Annotated in this window: 17 protein-coding genes; 9 read left to right on the top strand and 8 right to left on the bottom strand. The window is 43.6% G+C overall.

Features of this window, described 5'->3' with window-relative positions; genetic code table 11:
• Positions 1 to 56: 56 nt before the first annotated feature.
• The 5 genes from HY035_04740 to HY035_04720 form a co-directional block, all read right to left on the bottom strand.
• Complete coding sequence (locus HY035_04740; protein ID MBI3377696.1) at positions 57 to 746, bottom strand: response regulator transcription factor; 690 nt, start codon at positions 744 to 746, stop codon at positions 57 to 59.
• A 210-nt stretch (positions 747 to 956) separates the two neighbouring features.
• Complete coding sequence (locus HY035_04735; GenBank protein MBI3377695.1) at positions 957 to 2,342, bottom strand: sigma-54-dependent Fis family transcriptional regulator; 1,386 nt, start codon at positions 2,340 to 2,342, stop codon at positions 957 to 959.
• 21 nt (positions 2,343 to 2,363) lie between these two features.
• Entirely contained in the window at positions 2,364 to 3,407 is a 1,044-nt protein-coding gene (locus HY035_04730; GenBank protein MBI3377694.1) for a PAS domain S-box protein, read from the bottom strand.
• A 71-nt stretch (positions 3,408 to 3,478) separates the two neighbouring features.
• Positions 3,479 to 4,243 (bottom strand): formate dehydrogenase accessory sulfurtransferase FdhD, encoded by a 765-nt coding sequence (gene fdhD, locus HY035_04725; protein ID MBI3377693.1) that lies wholly within the window; start codon positions 4,241 to 4,243, stop codon positions 3,479 to 3,481.
• A 1,104-nt stretch (positions 4,244 to 5,347) separates the two neighbouring features.
• Positions 5,348 to 6,253: a lipoate--protein ligase family protein gene (locus HY035_04720; GenBank protein MBI3377692.1), complete on the bottom strand. Its 906-nt coding sequence runs from the start codon at positions 6,251 to 6,253 to the stop codon at positions 5,348 to 5,350.
• A 161-nt stretch (positions 6,254 to 6,414) separates the two neighbouring features.
• Between HY035_04720 and HY035_04715 the strand changes: the two genes are divergently transcribed.
• The 9 genes from HY035_04715 to HY035_04675 all read left to right on the top strand — a co-directional run bounded on the left by HY035_04715 (position 6,415) and on the right by HY035_04675 (position 14,778).
• Complete coding sequence (locus tag HY035_04715) at positions 6,415 to 6,816, top strand: YjbQ family protein (protein MBI3377691.1); 402 nt, start codon at positions 6,415 to 6,417, stop codon at positions 6,814 to 6,816.
• A gap of 10 nt (positions 6,817 to 6,826) precedes the next feature.
• Positions 6,827 to 7,663 (top strand): hypothetical protein, encoded by an 837-nt coding sequence (locus tag HY035_04710; protein MBI3377690.1) that lies wholly within the window; start codon positions 6,827 to 6,829, stop codon positions 7,661 to 7,663.
• 139 nt (positions 7,664 to 7,802) lie between these two features.
• Positions 7,803 to 7,970: a hypothetical protein gene (locus tag HY035_04705; protein ID MBI3377689.1), complete on the top strand. Its 168-nt coding sequence runs from the start codon at positions 7,803 to 7,805 to the stop codon at positions 7,968 to 7,970.
• On the top strand, positions 7,957 to 9,495 hold the full coding sequence (locus tag HY035_04700; protein MBI3377688.1) for an AAA family ATPase: 1,539 nt from the start codon (positions 7,957 to 7,959) through the stop codon (positions 9,493 to 9,495). The genes HY035_04705 and HY035_04700 overlap by 14 nt, the downstream gene beginning before the upstream one ends.
• Before the next feature lie 56 nt (positions 9,496 to 9,551).
• Positions 9,552 to 10,913: a class II fructose-bisphosphate aldolase gene (locus HY035_04695; protein MBI3377687.1), complete on the top strand. Its 1,362-nt coding sequence runs from the start codon at positions 9,552 to 9,554 to the stop codon at positions 10,911 to 10,913.
• 259 nt (positions 10,914 to 11,172) lie between these two features.
• Complete coding sequence (locus tag HY035_04690; GenBank protein ID MBI3377686.1) at positions 11,173 to 12,408, top strand: 6-phosphofructokinase; 1,236 nt, start codon at positions 11,173 to 11,175, stop codon at positions 12,406 to 12,408.
• Positions 12,409 to 12,411: 3 nt separating this feature from the next.
• Positions 12,412 to 13,449: a deoxyguanosinetriphosphate triphosphohydrolase gene (locus tag HY035_04685; GenBank protein ID MBI3377685.1), complete on the top strand. Its 1,038-nt coding sequence runs from the start codon at positions 12,412 to 12,414 to the stop codon at positions 13,447 to 13,449.
• Between the two features lie 29 nt (positions 13,450 to 13,478).
• Entirely contained in the window at positions 13,479 to 13,748 is a 270-nt protein-coding gene (locus tag HY035_04680) for a hypothetical protein (protein MBI3377684.1), read from the top strand.
• Positions 13,741 to 14,778, top strand: a complete 1,038-nt coding sequence (locus HY035_04675; GenBank protein ID MBI3377683.1) for a Fic family protein — start codon at positions 13,741 to 13,743, stop codon at positions 14,776 to 14,778. The genes HY035_04680 and HY035_04675 overlap by 8 nt, the downstream gene beginning before the upstream one ends.
• Positions 14,779 to 14,916: 138 nt before the next feature.
• Here the strand turns inward: HY035_04675 and HY035_04670 are convergent, their stop codons facing one another.
• Genes HY035_04670 through HY035_04660 form a run of 3 tightly spaced genes read right to left on the bottom strand, consistent with a single transcriptional unit; the run spans position 14,917 to position 17,170 of the window.
• Entirely contained in the window at positions 14,917 to 16,182 is a 1,266-nt protein-coding gene (locus HY035_04670; GenBank protein ID MBI3377682.1) for a glutamyl-tRNA reductase, read from the bottom strand.
• A complete protein-coding gene (ccsB, locus tag HY035_04665) occupies positions 16,179 to 16,994 on the bottom strand; it encodes a c-type cytochrome biogenesis protein CcsB (GenBank protein MBI3377681.1) in 816 nt (271 codons plus the stop codon). The genes HY035_04670 and ccsB overlap by 4 nt, the downstream gene beginning before the upstream one ends.
• Positions 16,994 to 17,170 carry a hypothetical protein gene (locus HY035_04660; protein MBI3377680.1) on the bottom strand — a complete coding sequence of 59 codons (177 nt, stop codon included), beginning with the start codon at positions 17,168 to 17,170 and terminating at the stop codon, positions 16,994 to 16,996. Before HY035_04660 ends, ccsB begins: the two co-directional genes overlap by 1 nt.
• Between the last annotated feature and the right edge of the window lie 2 nt (positions 17,171 to 17,172).

The following is a 17,172-nucleotide window of genomic DNA, read 5'->3' as shown; positions in this document are numbered from 1 at the left end:
CATCCCTTTGAGATTGCCACGGGACTCTGTCCCTCGCAATGACACCGAAAATGTCTTCAATCCCGCACCCCTATAAATTTATATCCAGCCCCATAAACAGTTTTTATGAAAACAGGCTTCTGGATGTTATCCTCTATCTTGTGCCTGATATTCTTTATATGTGCGTCAATGACCCTGTCATAGCCTTCAAAATCATATCCCTGAACCGTATTCGTAAGCTGGAGCCTGTTCAGGACAGCGCCGGGCCTTTCTGCAAGGCAGAGCAGTATCCTGAATTCAGTTGTGGTAAGGGAAACAGGCGCTTCTCGTTTTTTAACCTCCATTGAAGTGGTGTCTACTATAAGGATGCCTTTGTTAAAAGAGAGAACCTTTTTCTCTCCTTTCTTTGTTCTCCTCAGATGTGCCTTTACCCTTGCAACGAGTTCTCTCGGACTGAAAGGTTTGATAACGTAGTCGTCGGCGCCGATTCCAAGCCCTTTCACTCTTTCGTCTTCTGAGCTTTTTGCAGTGAGCATGATTATCGGGACATCGGATATTCCTCTTATTGAACGGCAGATTTCTTCTCCTTCAATGTCAGGGAGTTTAAGGTCCAGGATTATGAGGTCAAATCTGTCTTTAATTAACTTAAGCGCTTCCCTGCCTGTTTCGGCAGTAGTGACATCGAAGCCCTCTCTTTCAAGATAGGACTTTACGATGTCAGATATTTTCTTTTCGTCTTCAACTATGAGAATCTTTTCGTTGTTCATAAATCAGTGTCCCTTGTCATTACGAGCCCTTCGCTTTCTGTCATTGCGAGCCGAAGGCGAAGCAATCTTGCCTTTACGCTCAGGATAAACTCCGCGTGGCAATCTTTCTGCTCTGAGATTGCTTCGTCATTTTATTCCTCGCAATGACCTGTGCGCATCATTGTTTTCATTATAAGTGCTGAGGCAGGTTTGGGCAAGGGGGAATGTTTGCTATTTTATCTTATACTCTTTTATCTTTGTCCTCAGCGTGTTTCTGTTAATGCCGAGAGTTTTTGCTGCTTTGAGCTGATTGCCCTTTGTCTCTTTCAGGACAATACTTATCACAGCCTTTTCAACCTCGGACATTACAGTTGTGTGCAAGTTCGCTGTCTCAAGCTGTGTTATGTCTTTCAGGTATCTCTTTAATTTATCCTCAAGGAATTCCTTTATTGAATAAGAATTCCCTTCCTCCACATGGAGGTCGCGCTTTTCTATTGTCGTCCCGTTTGACAGGATACAGGCGCTTTTTATTGTGTTTTCCAGCTCTCTGACATTGCCGGGCCAGTCATACTTGGCTATGAAATCTTTTGCCTCTTTTGAGAGGTCTTTTTGGCCTGTATTGAATTTTTTCTGCGCCTCTTTGAGGAAATGCTTTGCGAGGAGAAGGACATCTTCCCTGCGGTCTCTTAATGAAGGCAGTTTAATCTGCACAACATTAAATCTATAATAAAGGTCTTCCCTGAATAACCCCTTGCTTACGGCATCTTTCAGGTTTTTGTTTGTTGCGCCTATTATCCTTGCGTCTGCCTTTGTCACCTTGTTGCTCCCAAGAGGACTGAATTCATTGTCCTGCAAAAACCGCAGAAGTTTTGCCTGAAGGTTCATGTCAAGTTCCGATATCTCATCGAGGAACAATGTGCCGCCGCTTGCTGATTCTATTTTTCCGATGCGTTTGTCTTTGGCCCCTGTGAATGCGCCTTTCTCCCATCCGAAAAGCTCTGCCTCAATGAGGTCTTTTGGCATTGAGGCGCAGTTTATGGCAATGAAAGGGCCGGAACTTCTTTTGCTGTTGTGGTGTATTGCCTTTGCAACAAGCTCTTTGCCTGTTCCGCTTTCGCCTGTGACGAGAACTGTGATGTCCTTTGCTGCAACCCTTCCTATTTCTTTGAATACCTTAAGTATCTTTTCGCTTCTTCCCACTATCTCAGGCGCTTCTGCCTCTGTCTCCTTGAACTTTTTGAGTTCTTCCCTCAGAGCCATGTCCTTAAATGCCTTTTCAACGACTATCTTGAGTTCCTCAATATCAAAGGGCTTTTCAATATAGTCATAAGCGCCTTCTTTCATCGCATCTATTGTGCTTTCCATTTTCCCGTGAGCTGTTATCATTATCACTGTTGCCTCGGGATTTGATGATTTAATTTCGCGGAGTCCGTCAAGGCCGTTTCCGTCAGGAAGGATAAGGTCAAGCAATACGACCTGCGGCCCGTCTTTTACGGCTTTCATGCCTGAAGAGAGTTTTGTATGCGAGACGATCTTGTAGCCCTGCGGTTCAAGAGCCTTCTCTATGACCCACGCTATGCTTTCATCATCGTCAATTATCAGAACTTCTTTGCTCATTAGCGTTTCTTATTCCCCTCTCTACGAGTCTGCGACAAAAGGTATATAAACATTAAATGTGGTTCCTTTGTCAAGATGGCTTTCAACCTTAATGAATCCCTTGTGGTCAAGGATAATTTTTTTTGACAGGGCAAGCCCTATGCCTGTTCCGTGCTTCTTCTTAGTATAGAACGGAAGAAATATTTTTGGTATATCTTCGGAAGGAATTCCCCCGCCGGTGTCCTTTACGGAAGTGACAGCCCAGCGTTTTGGTTTGCCCTTCTGCCGCACATATTCTCTTGATACGCCTGTCAGGACTGTCAGGCTTCCTCCTTTTTTCATCGCCTCTATGGCATTTTTGGTTATATTCAGAAATGCCTGAAGCAGTTTCCCTTCATCTCCCATAACCTTTGGAAGACTCAGGTCATACATTTTCTGCAAGACGATGCCCTTGTCTTTCATTGGAAGGTCCATGATAGATAATGCCTTTTCTAAGACCTCATGGATATTAAGCGAGTGGAATGACGGTTTTTTGCAAATTGTCAGATAATTCTGCAGTACTGAATTCAACCTGTCCGTCTCTTTGATTATAAGATTAGTGTATTCAGCAATACCTTCTGTTTGTGTCCTTTCACGCAGGAGCTGCGCCGCTCCTTTTATGCCTCCGAGAGGGTTTTTAATCTCATGGGCTAAAGTGCCGAGAAGGTATATCAGGGAATCAAACTGATAATCTTCTCTCTCGACGATGGCGGTGTTTTCCTTAAGCGAAAGGACCGCGCCCTGAGTTTCTCCCTGAACAAAAAATGGTGAGATGTTAAAGTCAGCGTTTATCATTTTGCCGATGTTTATATTTACCCCCCTGCCGCTGAAAGAACGTTCTTCAGATATGGACTTCCTTATCAATCCTGCTATGGTTTTTTCTTCCGAAAATAATTCTAATTCTTTTAGCTTTTTCCCGGTTACTTCTTTCAGGCTTTTCCCTAAAAGCTCCTCACCGGTTCTGTTCACGAATTTTATCACAGCCTTTCTGTCAAACAGAACAATGGCGTCTTCAATACTGTTTATTAGCGCCTCAAATGAAAACATGTTATATAAAGTTAAGAGTTAAAAGTTGAGAGTGTGAAGTTTTAAAACTTTTAACTTTTAATTTTGAACTATTAACTTTTAACTCGTTGCGGATGTGTATAAACATTGAGCCTGTCCCCCCGGACAAATCCGACAAGCGTAATCCCCCTTAATTCTGCGATCTCAATCGCAAGATGCGTTGGCGCGGTCCTGCTTGCAACTATCGGGATGCCCCATCTTGAGCATTTTGACGCAATCTCAGATGAAAGCCTTCCGCTTGCGAGCATCAGTTTTCCTGCGAGCCCTATGTTTTCAAGCACGGAGTATCCTATGACCTTGTCAACCGCATTATGCCTTCCTATATCCTCTGCGAATGCAATAATATGCCTGCCGTCTGAAAGCGCAGCGCTGTGAACACAGCCTGTAAGCCTGTAAAGATCAGAGCGGAGCTGAAATTCCTTGAAGATGCTGAGAAGACTCTTTGCCTCGATTGAAAATTCATCTGTTATCTTTTCATTCTCCATTTTTTTTACGAATGTGATACCGCCTATACAGCCTGATGTTATAACCCTGTTCTCTTTAGGGATGACTGCGTCTGCTGAATTTATGTTGACAACAATATCATCACCGTATTCTATGCTCATCCTGTCAGCGCACCATTCACCTTTAATAATACCCTCTGTCATGAGTATGCCGACCACGAGCTCTCTTATCATAAAAGGAGTGCAGTAAAGGCTTATAACCTCTTCCCTGTTTATAAGTATTCTCAGCCTCTTTTCAACGGCTACCGCGTCATCTGCCTTTGTGACAGAATTTCCGCTAATCTTGAGTATTGTCTTTTTTGTTGATGCATTCATCTTAAAAAACCCCTAACGGCATTCATTAAGAGCCGTTTATTCTCTGTCATTGCGAGCCCCTTCACTTTTGTCATTGCGAGCGTCGCGAAGCAATCTCGTTTTATCGTTCAGGGCAGGCTCCAGCGTGGCAATCTTATATTGTTAAAAGTATAATTGTTTGTAAACTATTTCGTCAATTAGTGTAAAATATAAAAATCATGACCTACAGCGATGCGATAAAAAACGGATTTAAACTTATAAACAAGAACTGGCAGCTTGTGCTTATTCAATTTGGCATGATGCTTGTAAACTGCATAGGGTTTTTTGTATTTGTCGGTATCCCGCTTGCAGTCGCCTTTGTGATATTCGGACTTGACTTTACAGAGATGACAGAGCTAAAAAATCTCCTCGGGACGATGAAGGATGTCTCGGAAATCATAACAAAATATCTCGGATTCATTATTGTGCTGGTGGTGAGTTTTGTTGTCTATTTATTTGTTGCGGCTTCGGTAGGACTTTATGTTTTTGGAGGTTCCGCGGGCATGATAGGCAGGGCTGTAAGGAACAGCGCCGCCAGATTTAATATGAATACCTTTTTTTCCGAGGGTAAACGGCTTTTTTGGCCGCTGGCCGGATTCACTGCGATAATAGGAATTATATTTTTAGGGGTTGCCTTTGTTCTTGGTGTTTTTGCAGGAGGAATAGGAGTTATCATATCTATCGCCAAAGGGTATGAAACGACACTGGCTGTTGTCTTGGGGATATTCCTTTCACTTTTGTTGTTCTGCATAGGACTTGCTCTTATTATTTCCTCAATTGCCCTTACATTGTATGGGATTGCCGCTATTGTCCTTAAGGGAACAGGGCCGTGGCAGGCTACAAAAGACACCATAAAATATCTATATCGCAACCCTGCCGCATTATGGCTTTATTGTCTTGTTTTTGGAGGATACTTCCTTGCAACTTTTTTTCTTCTCCTTCTTGGAACGCCGTTTAGCCTGATACCTCTAATCGGCGCTATAATAGCTATCCCATATCAGATTGTTTCTTATGCGGTTCAGAGCTATTTAGGGCTGGTTATAGTTGCCGTAATATTTATATATTATTGTCATACAGAGGCTGAGGTTAAGCTCTCTGAAACGCCTCCGCCTCAGGCGGAAGGGACTGAACCTGTTTCCGGAAATTCCATTCCTCTGTCCGATACTTCTCAGAATCAAGCTTCTGAGCCAGGATATCCTCTTCCTGAGAAGGAATAGATGAGATAAATTCTATATTGAATGCCTCTTCAAAAGAAATCTTTACTATATTCCTGAACTTTTCATCGCTTAAATCCGGGACCGCCTCAATAAGTCCTGCCATTGTGTCTTTTATATCCCGAATAGAGCGAAGCCTGAAGATTTTTAATACTTCGGGCTCGTCAATGCAATACGGTATTGAGCCCTGCTGCAAAAGTCCGTCAGTCCAGCGTTTCTGCGCGGAGCCTATCACTTTTTTGCTGTTAATGGTTATCTCGCCATAAGATGCCGATTGAAAGCATAGCGGGCTTTTTGAGTGACGAGTGATGAGTGACAAGTGACGAGTTTTCCTGATTAATTTTAATTCTGGCAAAAGACCTATCTTTGAGAGGGCAAGATAAAAAGCCGCACTTATTTTTTTATAGCTGTCAAAGATGCCTTTCGAAAATAAATCATTATCAGTTTTTACAGAGAAGCTGTAAGTAAGTTCTTTATTGTGAAGTATTGCCCTTCCGCCGGTGGGCCTTCTTACAACCGGGATTGATGCATCACGGCAGTATTCGGTGTCTATGTCACTGATTTTCTGGAAGCAGCCAAGAGTTACGGAGGGCCTGTCCCAGGAATACAGCCTCAGTGCAGGCGGCGAACTGCCTTTTCTGACAGAAATAGCAATTGCCTCATCCAGCGCCATGTTGCAGGATGCGCTGCCCGGACCCGAATTGATAAGACGCCATGTTTTGTGGTAATTTACCATAGTTTTTTGTGCTGTTGTTTCAGGTATAATTATAACAGACATCTGCACTTTGCTAATACGACCATAAGTAAAGCCGCTTGCATGTCATTCCCGCTTGTCGGGAATCCTTCTTTAAGAAAGATGCCGGACAAGCCGGCATGACAGAAACGGGCGTTTAATTGGGGTTTTTATGAACTCCTTAGTAATTGTTGAGTGGAGGATAGGTGCTTAGATATATAAATGTAAGAAGCAGCCAGAGAAGCGAATTTATTGACATAACTGAAAAGGTTAATGAGGTCATTAAAGAGGCAGGAATTGTCAGCGGAATATGCTATGTCTATGTGCCTCATACAACAGCGGCGGTAACAATAAATGAAGGCGCAGACCCCTCAGTGCACCGCGACATACAGAATGCATTGACCAGACTTGTCCCGCAGGAGATGAATTACTCCCACAGGGAAGGAAACGCCGATGCGCATATAAAATCGAGCATTATCGGGACATCACAGCTTGTTATTATTGACGAGGGCAGGCTCGTTCTCGGCACATGGCAGGCAGTTTACTTCTGCGAGTTTGACGGCCCCCGCCACAGAAGAGTAACACTCAAGCTTATAGCTGATAAATAGAGCAGATAGAATGGATGATGAAGAAATCCATGCCCTGCGCAGCGAGGTAAAGAGATTAAGGAAGACACTTTCCAAACTTACGCCGTCACTTGAGGCGCTTCTTAAGCGCCGCGGATTCCGAATATACAAAAAAGAGCCGTCAGCAGACCTTGTGCTTCCCGCAAAGAGATTCCTTGATGATTTCTATGAAATGCTGAAAAAATACTCTTTCCGCCTTTTTATCAGAGATGTGATAAAGCATCAGGAATATTTTACGAAAGAGCAGGTCACAAGATATGCGGCGTCCGGCGTAACGGAGGCCTATGTTGGTTTTCTTCTTTCTGTGAAGGTGGTTGAACCGGCAGGCGATGGCTTCAGGCTGATAAAAAGGCGCATAAAGAGTTTTGGCGAGACGCTTGAATGGTTCCTTTGCGAAATCTTCAGAAGGGAATTTGCCGCTGAGGCAGTATGGGGAGTAAAATTCAAAAGGCCGGGAGTAGGCGGTGATTATGACGTCATTGCGAAGATTGACGGCTCAATCCTGTATATGGAGGTGAAGTCTTCTCCTCCCAAACAGATTTATAACAGTGAGATTGCCGCCTTTCTTGACAGGACCTTGGACCTTTCCCCTGAAATAGCGGTATTTTTCATGGATACGGAACTGAGAATGAAAGATAAGATTGTGCCGATGTTTGAGGAGGAATTGAGAAAAAGGTTCCCCTCTCCCCCTCCTGTTACGAGGATTGAAAAAGAACTCTTCCAGATATGGAATAAAACCTTTATAATAAACTCTAAAGACAGCGTTGCAGGCAACATAGAAAAGGTGTTAAGCTGGCATTTCAGGACAAGCATAAAAGAGAGGGCTTGAAGGCTGTAAATAATAAAGATTTGCTTTATGTCATTCCTGCCCCGTATCAAGGTACGGGATAAACTCCAGCAGGAATCCATGAAAACAGAGAATCTGGATTCCGCATCAAGTGCGGAATGACAGAAAATGAGGAGCGGTAATGGATGTATGTGCAGTCTGTGCATGGAGGGAAACATGCAAGAAAAAATTTTCCATCTCAGGCAAAGATCTACGGTGTCCTGACTTTGCAAGGGATGTAACTATTAAAGAAAAGACAGAGGAAGATAAGGAAAAGAAAAGGAAGGAGAGCAGGGTTGATATACAATAAATTCTTCGGTTTCAGGGAAGAGCCGTTCGGCCTGACGCCTAATCCTAAGTTTCTCTACATGAGCAAGAAGCATGAGGAAGCAATTGCTCATCTGAATTTCGGCATCTCAGAGAATAAAGGTTTTATTATGCTCACGGGAGAAGTGGGCTCCGGAAAGACGACATTGATAAGGTATCTCCTTAATACCCTGGGCCATGATACTCATACCTCTCTGATAATCAATCCCAAGGTTGACCCTCTTGAGCTTCTCAAACTTATAAATAATGACTTTGGCGTCACTGCCGCAGGCAGTACAGAAAAGGACCATCTTGAGGCGCTGAACAATTTCCTGCTGGACGTATTTTCAAAAAATGAGAAGGCAGTCCTCATAATAGACGAGGCGCAGGAATTGAGCCTTGAAAGCCTTGAGTTTATCAGGCTTCTATCAAACTTTGAGACCAATACAAAAAAACTGCTTCAGGTGATTCTTGTCGGCCAGCCGGAGTTAAAGAGGATTGTTGCGAGCGAGCCGCTGAAACAACTGGACCAGAGGATTGCCGTCAGATACCATCTTGAGCCGTTAAGCCGCGATGATACAACTATATACATAAATCACAGGCTGAGGCTTGCAGGCGGCGGAATGATAACATTCCCTCCTAAAGGCATAAGACGTATTTATAAATACAGCCGCGGTATCTCGCGGCTTATTAACCTTGCTTGTGACAGGACGCTGCTGTTTTCCTATTCAGAAGGAAATATCAATATTGATAACAGCATGGTGAGAAAGGCTGTAAGGGATTTGAGCTCCCCTGACAGCAAAGGAACAACAGATTTTTTAAAGCCTGTAATAATAGGAGTATCCATATTCCTTCTTATTGTAATACTTGCATACGGCAGTGTATCCAGAGAGGACAGTTATTTTGAGAAGATTAGCAGTATGTTAAAAGGGGTGAAAATAGAGGGTGGTTTTTTCATAAGCGATGGTATATATATGGTATCCAATGAAGAACTTTTTGAGGCAGCCTGCACATTAAATCTCCTGAACATCTGGGGAGAAAAGGATTTAAAAGGCAGCGTTGAGGCTGATAAGGAGCCGGCGAAGAGAGGTTTTTCTGTTTATAAATTCGGCAGCGACATTGATAAGGCGGTGAAATTCAATATGCCGTCTATCCTCTATATGAAGCATGGGAAGACAAACAAGTGCGTGGTTCTCAGATGGGTTGTGGGAAATGATGCAATGCTGATAGACCCAAGGGAAGGAAAGAATATCCTGCCGCTAAAAACATTCAAGAATATGATTACAGGTGGAGTGGTATTTTACAAAAATCGATATAGAGGCAATAACAGGATTTTATTGCTCCAGCAGGAGTTAAAGGCGCGCGGCCTGTACGATTATCCTGCGACAGGGGAATTAGGGCCGAGGACGAAACAGGCCTTGATGAAATTTCAGGAAAGGGAAGGGCTCGGGAAGACAGGGGAACTTGATGAAGAAACGGCGATTATACTTTCAAATATTGAAGGCGTACCGAAACTGGCTCCGGAATGATCTGCTGACTTTTAACGTAGTTAATAATTTATTTCATAAATCCACAGGAGGATAAAATGAATCTAAAAGAACTGAAGGGCATTCTCTCTGTCAATAATGGCATTCTGGAATTGAAAGATAAAGCAGGGCTGAAAAAAGTAATGGATGAGCTTATATATGAAGCGGTATTCACCGAAGATAAAGACAGGCAGATTGCGCTTTTTCTTCTAATAAAAGAGGCTGCAAAGGCAGCAGGCTCTTTTCCCGCATCAATACAGGGACTCTATGAAGAAATGGGAAGAAGCTATCCGGGTTTTACCGTGCCTGCAATCAATATCAGGGGGCTTACCTATGACACTGCGAAGGCAATATTCAGAAAGGCAAATGCAATGAATGTCGGCGCAGTCATACTTGAGATTGCTCGTTCAGAGATAGGCTATACAAAACAAAGGCCGCTTGAATATTCCACTGTTGTGCTTGCCGCTGCCGTAAACGAAGGATTCAGCGGGCCTGTGTTTATACAGGGCGACCATTTCCAGCTTGTAAGAAAAAACTACCTTGCTGACCCGAAACCTGAAACAGACTATGTGAAAGGCTTGATAAAAGAGGCGATAGAAGCGGAGTTTTATAACATTGATATTGACTCTTCAACGCTTGTTGACCTTGAAAGGCCGACGACCAAAGAACAGCAGAGGCCGAATTTTGAAAAGACAGCAGAGCTTGGGGCGTATATCAGGGGAATTCAACCGAAGGGTTTTGATATTTCAATCGGAGGAGAGATAGGAGAGATAGGAGGGAAGAACAGCAACCCTGATGAACTCAGGGCATATCTTGAAGGATTTAAGGAAACATTTAAGGCGGGCAAGGGATTGAGCAAGCTCAGTGTTCAGACAGGCACAGCCCATGGTGGAGTTGTGCTTCCTGACGGCACACTCGCAAAGGTAAAGATTGATTTTGAAACTCTGAGAACGTTGTCTGACATGGCAAGGAAAGAATACAGACTTTCAGGATGTGTTCAGCACGGAGCATCAACACTGCCTGAAGAGGCGTTCCACATGTTTCCGGAGACAGGCACATCAGAGGTGCATCTTGCAACAGGGTTTCAAAATATCATGTATGACAGCAAGTCAATGCCTTCAGAATTCAGGGATGAAATATATCAGTTCATAAAAACAGAATACGCAAAGGAATGGAAAGAAGGCCAGACAGAAGAGCAGTTTATATACAGTACAAGGAAGAAAGGATTCGGCCCTTTAAAGAAAAAGTGGTGGAACTTGCCGTCAGAAGTAAAAGGCCCGATAATAAAGGAGCTTGAGGACAGGTTCGGGCTTTTGTTTGATAAGCTGAAAGTCGGGAATACAAAGGAGATAGTCAACAGGACGGTAAAACCTATGAATGTAAGGAAAGAGATTCCTGAGTTTTTATGGAAAGAACTATAGAAATGAAAGTGTGCCTATTGCTGAACCCCTTTCGCTATCTGCAGAGACTTTTTGACAAATCTATGGCTCGTTGCAGGCAATTTCAAAACTCGCCTTTTTCGCCCCAGCGAATCAGCCGAGGGGCTGACAGGCTCAAACAGTTGAAATTGCTTATCTTCCACTTCGCCGAGATTTGTTATCAAAAATTCTCTAATATCGCTCAAAGGGTTCAGCAACAGCGTAGTAATATGGACACGATTAATTCTGCAAGGCATATCACATGAAAGAGACAATTGCAATAATCGTAGGCGGAGGTCCGGCGCCGGGCATTAACGGCGTTATCAGCGCTGCTACGATTGAGGCTATAAAGAAAGGCAAGAAGGTCATCGGCATAGTCGGAGGATTCAAGAGCCTTTTTGCAGGAGATAAGAAGAAGGCTTTAGAGCTTACTTTTGATAATGTAAGCAAGATTCACATCACAGGCGGTTCAATCCTTAGAACATCAAGAGATTTTCCTGAAAAAGCTAAAGAGCGTTTCAGGGTTCTCATGTCAACGCTGAAATCACTAAAGACAAGGTATCTTATTACAATCGGCGGCGAAGGAACTCTCTACATGGCAAGATGGATAGAAAAAGAGGCAAAGGGGAGCATTGCGGTTGTCCATGTTCCAAAGACAATAGACAATGACCTGCCTATGCCCGGCGGAATCCAGACATTCGGCTATGAGACTGCGAGGCACTGGGGAGTTGAAATCGTAGAAAACATCCTTGAAGATGCAAGGGCAACAGGAAGATGGTATTTTGTGACAACGATGGGCAGGTACACCGGACATCTTGCGCTCGGCATAGGGAAGGCGGCAGGAGCAACAGTCACGTTAATCCCCGAGGAATTTAAGGAAGAAAAGCTTTCATTTAAAAAAGTCGCTGACATACTTGAAGGCTCTATCATCAAGAGGCTTTCGATAGGCAAAGATTACGGTGTTGCAGTGCTCGCAGAGGGGATTGCAAACAAGTTTGCTCCTGAAGAGCTTCTGAGGCATGAATGCGTTGAGAAGGATGAGACAGGCAGGGTGAGGCTATCAGAGATTCAGCTTGGAAGGGTGATGAAGATGCTTGTGAATAAAAGTCTTGAAAGCCGGGGTATAAAAGTCACAATTGTTGATAAAAACATAGGGTATGAACTCAGGGCTGCAAACCCGATTCCGTTTGATGCTGAATATACAAGAAACCTCGGATACGGCGCCGTGAAATTTCTTTTAATGGGAGGCACAGGCTCCATGATAGTGTTTTACGAGGGCAAACTTAAATCAGTGCCTTTCTGTGAGATGTTTGAGCCTGAGACAGGAAAGCCGAAGATGAGATACGTTGACATAACCTCTGAACCGTATCTTGTCGGAAGGGAATATATGATGAGGCTGGAGAAGGAAGATTTCAAGCCTGAGAATATAAAGAAAATAGCAGCCGCGGCAAATATGAGAGTGATGGAGTTTAAGCAGAGGTTTTTGTATATTGTGTGAGTTATGACCATTCGTGAGCAGACAGAGGAGATTGAGCGAAAGACCCTTCATCCAAAGGCATGTCTTAGCGCAAACAGCAAAGGCAGAATGAAGCCTGAAAAAGAAGGCGAGATACGGACCTGCTTTCAGAGAGACCGTGACAGGATTATCCATTCAAAGGCATTCAGAAGATTAAAACACAAGACACAGGTCTTTCTTGCGCCTAAAGGCGACCACTACAGGACACGGCTCACCCATGTGCTTGAGGTGTCGCAGATTGCAAGGACTATTTCACGCGCATTGAGATTAAACGAAGATTTAACGGAGGCGATTGCGCTCGGCCACGACCTCGGTCATACACCTTTCGGACATGCAGGCGAGGCAATACTGAGGGAAATACATCCCGAAGGTTTTGACCATTATAAACAGAGCCTGAGGGTAGTGGATTTTCTTGAGCAGAACGGGAAAGGACTGAATCTCACTTATGAGGTAAGGAACGGCATTGTAAAACATTCAAAGGGCAAGGGAATGATTATTCCTGAAACAAAGGCAGACAGGGCAGAGACGCTTGAAGGGCAGGTAGTGCGCGTCTCGGATATCATTGCCTATGTCAACCACGACCTTGACGATGCGATAAGGGCAGGGGTTATAAAAAGAACCGACATTCCCAAAAAGATTGCAACTATTCTCGGAGATACACATTCCGGAAGAATAGACAGAATGGTAAAGGACTTCATATATCAATCCCTCGAAACAGACTTTGAAAAGCTCTCTATGAGCTCTGAGGTATCATCAGCAACATATATGCTCAGGGATTTTCTTTATGAGCGTGTGTATGAGAGCGATACTACGAAAGTAGAGTTCAGGAAAGCAAAAAAGATACTTGGCGATTTGTATGAATATTACCTTGAACATATTGAAGAGGTCTTTAAGGATATTCCAGCTGAAAAGAAGCTGAACAAGCACAGGATGGTTTGTGACTTTGTTGCAGGGATGACCGACAGGTTTGCGATGATGACCTACGAAAGATTATTTTTGCCCCAGCAGTGGATGGTGGTGTAGGGAGACTGTGGGGAGATGAAATAAGGATTATGGATAATTCTTTTCATCAATATAGGGATGCTGTTACAACTGCAAAAGGCAGTCCTGTGCCGACCGATATTTTTATGAATAAGGATTATGCAGGAATCAGTGCCGTTCTTTACTCATATATGAATGTTGTTAATCGTCCTAATAAAATTGGTGTTGAGGTTAATATTGTTCATAATCCCCTTGCAGACAATAAGATGCCTTTAAAATCAGTTGAATCACAAAATGTGGAGTTCAAACCCAACTGGCAGGATGAGGCGGGAGATGTTTAAACCAAACTTTAAATATACCAATAAAATTGTCGGTGCTCTTACTCAGATAGCCGCTGCAAGGGAACTCGTGCTGAATTCTCCTTTTATTCCGAAATGGGAGGTCTCGCTCCGGCGGGATGCTATTATCAGGTCTGCCCATTCATCTACTGCTATTGAAGGAAACAGGCTGTCTCTTGAACAGGTCAGCGATCTCGCACAGGGCCGTGAAATCATGGCAACGCGAAAAGACAAGCAGGAGGTTTTGAATTATCTCAAAGTTCTTCAGGCCATTGATAAGTTGACAGACGGCAAAAAAATAACTGAAAAAGACATTCTCAAGATTCATAAAATGGTAACGAGAGATACACTTGAAAATCCTTCTGATTGCGGCGTGTATCGGAGCCGCTATGTCATAGTCGGAAACAGATTGACAGGGGAGGTCTTTTTCAGGCCGCCTTCAAATGAAGATGTCCCAAAATTAATGAAGGCTTTGATTATGTGGCTGAATTTTTCTGAGGCACAGGTTCTTGACCCTGTTATTGAAGCCGGAATATCTCATTATGAATTTGTGAGAATTCATCCATTTATAGATGGCAATGGGAGAACTGCCCGTGTCCTTGCCACACTGATACTTTATTTGAGGGGTTTTGACGCAAAACAATTCTTCTGTCTGGATGATTATTATGATTCTGACAGGCCATCGTATTACCGTGCCCTTCAAAGCGTGAATCAAAAAACCCTTGATTTAACCGCATGGCTTGAGTATTTTGTTGAAGGCGTTAAGGTGAGCATCGCTGCTGTCAAGGAGAGCGTTGTCCGCCTCAGCAGTGAAAGACTGAGAAAGGCTAAGAAAGGGCAGATTGCTCTGACTGAAAGGCAGATGAAGATTGTGGAGAGAATAATCCGGGATAAAAAAATTACTATTGGTGACGTTGCGAAAGAATTTGAGATTTCAAGACAGGCTGCTTTAAAGGAGATGAACAAACTGGTCGGATTGAAGGTTGTTAGTCTCAGGGGAAAAGGCAGGGGGGCGTATTATGAGCTTGTCTAACTGGTTGTCAATTAGGTTGTCAATTAGGTTGTCAATTGTAAGGACGGGCAGTCTATTATGTACTTGTATAATGGTTGGTGATTAGGTTGGCGATTAGAAAGGTACACAGACTGCCGGTTTGATAAATGACATAGAGTCTTACTCCTCCTTATCCAACCCGTAAAGTTTTCTGATTGCTGCGATGAGGATGTCTTTGTCCTCGGAGTCTTCTTTTAGAGCGGCAGTGGGTGGATGAATGAGCTTGTTAATGATTGCATTTGCCATGTATTCAACAGCCTCTTTTTCTTTTTCTCCAAGTGCAGGCAGTTTGTTCAGAAGTTTTTCAATCTCTTCTTTTTTGACGGCGTCCGCCCTGTTGCGCAGGGCAACGACTGTCGGAACAGAGTCAAGCGATGCCAGCCATTTTTGAAAGGTTTCTATCTCCTCAGCTATTATGCCTTCGGCCTTCTCAGCCTCTTTCTGCCGCTCAAGCTTGTTTGTATCAACAATCCCATGCAGGTCATCAACATCATAAAGATAGACATTGTCTATGTCATTTATGGAAGGGTCTATGTTTCTTGGCACAGAGATGTCAATTATAAAAACGGGCTTATGCCTTCTTTCTTTCATGACCTTCTGCATCTGTTCTTTCATGAGCACGTATTTTGATGCGCCTGTTGAACATATGACAATATCCGTATGGACCATCTCATGTATAAAATCGTCAAATCTTACAGCCCGGCCATTGAATTCTTTGGCAAGTTTCTCTCCACTCTCATAAGTCCTGTTTGCAACGAGGACATCCTTAACTCCGCTGCTCATGAGGTGTCTTGCCGCAAGTTCTGCCATGTCACCGGCTCCGAGGAGCATAAAAGATTTTGTTGAGAGGTCTGTAAAAATCTTTTTTGCGAGTTCAACGGCAGCAAAGCTTATTGACACTGCATTTTCAGCAATCTTTGTCTCTGTGCGTATCCGCTTGGCTACAGAGATTGTCTTTTTCATGAGTTTATTGAGCAGTATCCCTGTTGTTTTTTTCTGGAGTGAAAAATCAAACGCATCTTTAATCTGACCGAGTATCTGAGGTTCGCCGACAATCATTGAATCAAGGCTTGATGCAACCCTGAAGACATGCCTGACAGCGTTTATGTCTTCGTATGCGTAAAGTGATGTTTCAAGTGCGCTCCTGTCAATCCCATGAAACTCAGAGATGAAATTTTTTATTGCCTCATGCGCAGCTGCAGCGTTGGTTACAGCAGCATAGATTTCAACCCTGTTGCATGTTGACAGGATGACAGCCTCTTTTACATCAGGAAGGGTTTTAATCCTCTGCAGGCCTTCCTCAAGTTTTTGTCCGTTAAAGGCAAGCCTTTCCCTGATGTCTACATCAGCAGTCTTATGATTAAGCCCTACAATAAGAATATTCATAGGAAGACATGAAGACCTTTTTTGATTAATTTAATCCCGAAGAATGCGATAAGGATTGTAATGAACCCGATGATAGACAGTATTGCAGCCCTTTTCCCTCTCCATCCTGCTAAAAGCCGTGTGTGCAGAACTACGGCGTATATAAGCCAGGTGATAATGGCCCATACCACGCGGAAGTCTCCTTTCAGGTAGCTTCCCCATGCGCTCTGCGCCCAGAGCGCTCCGGTTATAATTGCAAGTGTAAGCAGAGGGAAGCCGATTGTTATCAGCCTGTAGTTTATCTCATCAAGGATTTGAAGGCTCGGCAGCCTCTGAAACAGCCCGCTTGGATGTTTTGATTTTACATATCGCTCCTGAATCAGATACATGACTCCTATGCCTGCTGCCATTGCGAATGCTGCATTGCCTATGAATGCGAGTATCGTATGAATGCTGAGCCAGTAGCTCTGGAGTTCAGGGCTTAAAGGCTTGATCTCTCTTGGCAGCATTGCAGATGAAAGCATCAGGACAAAGACGAGAGGCATAATAAATGAACCGAGGAGCCCGATCTTGTATCTGAATTCAAGGATGAGGAATATAAGTACGGTACACCACGAAAAAAAAGATGTTGCTTCGTGCGGATTCACTGCCGGCATACGGCCTGCATCAGCATAACGCAGGACGATGCTTATAGTGTGCAGAACAAAACCGGCTGCAACAAAGAGCAGCATTATTTTTGTTGTTGTCTTTGAACTCCTGAAGAGTTCAACAATGCTGATTATCGTTGCTGTAAAATAAAATGTCAGTGCAAGTTCAAAGAAAAGTGTAATCATCAAAAACAACCAAGCTGGCAGTTTGTGATTTTTATCTTGAGCCTGTCAGCGGCATTACCGACAATTTTATAGGACACTCCGGCCTCCTCTGCGATTTTCCTTGCAGAGCTGCATGAAAGCCTGCCTTTGACAGCCTTTCTCTTAATCTCTTCTTCTATTGCTATCCTGTTTTTCACTC

The organism is Nitrospirota bacterium, from assembly GCA_016195565.1.
GTDB lineage: Bacteria > Nitrospirota > Thermodesulfovibrionia > Thermodesulfovibrionales > UBA1546 > UBA1546.
The sequence above is the reverse complement of the archived record's forward strand: the minus strand, read 5'-3'. Positions and strand labels throughout refer to the sequence as shown.

What these genes read in the sequence shown, in the direction of transcription:
- HY035_04740 (MBI3377696.1), bottom strand. Translation starts at nt 746, where the DNA reads ATGAACAACGAAAAGATTCTCATAGTTGAAGACGAAAAGAAAATATCT.
- HY035_04735 (MBI3377695.1), bottom strand. Translation starts at nt 2,342, where the DNA reads ATGAGCAAAGAAGTTCTGATAATTGACGATGATGAAAGCATAGCGTGG.
- HY035_04730 (MBI3377694.1), bottom strand. Translation starts at nt 3,407, where the DNA reads ATGTTTTCATTTGAGGCGCTAATAAACAGTATTGAAGACGCCATTGTT.
- fdhD (MBI3377693.1), bottom strand. Translation starts at nt 4,243, where the DNA reads ATGAATGCATCAACAAAAAAGACAATACTCAAGATTAGCGGAAATTCT.
- HY035_04720 (MBI3377692.1), bottom strand. Translation starts at nt 6,253, where the DNA reads ATGTCTGTTATAATTATACCTGAAACAACAGCACAAAAAACTATGGTA.
- HY035_04710 (MBI3377690.1), top strand. Translation starts at nt 6,827, where the DNA reads ATGGATGATGAAGAAATCCATGCCCTGCGCAGCGAGGTAAAGAGATTA.
- HY035_04705 (MBI3377689.1), top strand. Translation starts at nt 7,803, where the DNA reads ATGGATGTATGTGCAGTCTGTGCATGGAGGGAAACATGCAAGAAAAAA.
- HY035_04695 (MBI3377687.1), top strand. Translation starts at nt 9,552, where the DNA reads ATGAATCTAAAAGAACTGAAGGGCATTCTCTCTGTCAATAATGGCATT.
- HY035_04690 (MBI3377686.1), top strand. Translation starts at nt 11,173, where the DNA reads ATGAAAGAGACAATTGCAATAATCGTAGGCGGAGGTCCGGCGCCGGGC.
- HY035_04685 (MBI3377685.1), top strand. Translation starts at nt 12,412, where the DNA reads ATGACCATTCGTGAGCAGACAGAGGAGATTGAGCGAAAGACCCTTCAT.
- HY035_04680 (MBI3377684.1), top strand. Translation starts at nt 13,479, where the DNA reads ATGGATAATTCTTTTCATCAATATAGGGATGCTGTTACAACTGCAAAA.
- HY035_04675 (MBI3377683.1), top strand. Translation starts at nt 13,741, where the DNA reads ATGTTTAAACCAAACTTTAAATATACCAATAAAATTGTCGGTGCTCTT.
- HY035_04670 (MBI3377682.1), bottom strand. Translation starts at nt 16,182, where the DNA reads ATGAATATTCTTATTGTAGGGCTTAATCATAAGACTGCTGATGTAGAC.
- ccsB (MBI3377681.1), bottom strand. Translation starts at nt 16,994, where the DNA reads ATGATTACACTTTTCTTTGAACTTGCACTGACATTTTATTTTACAGCA.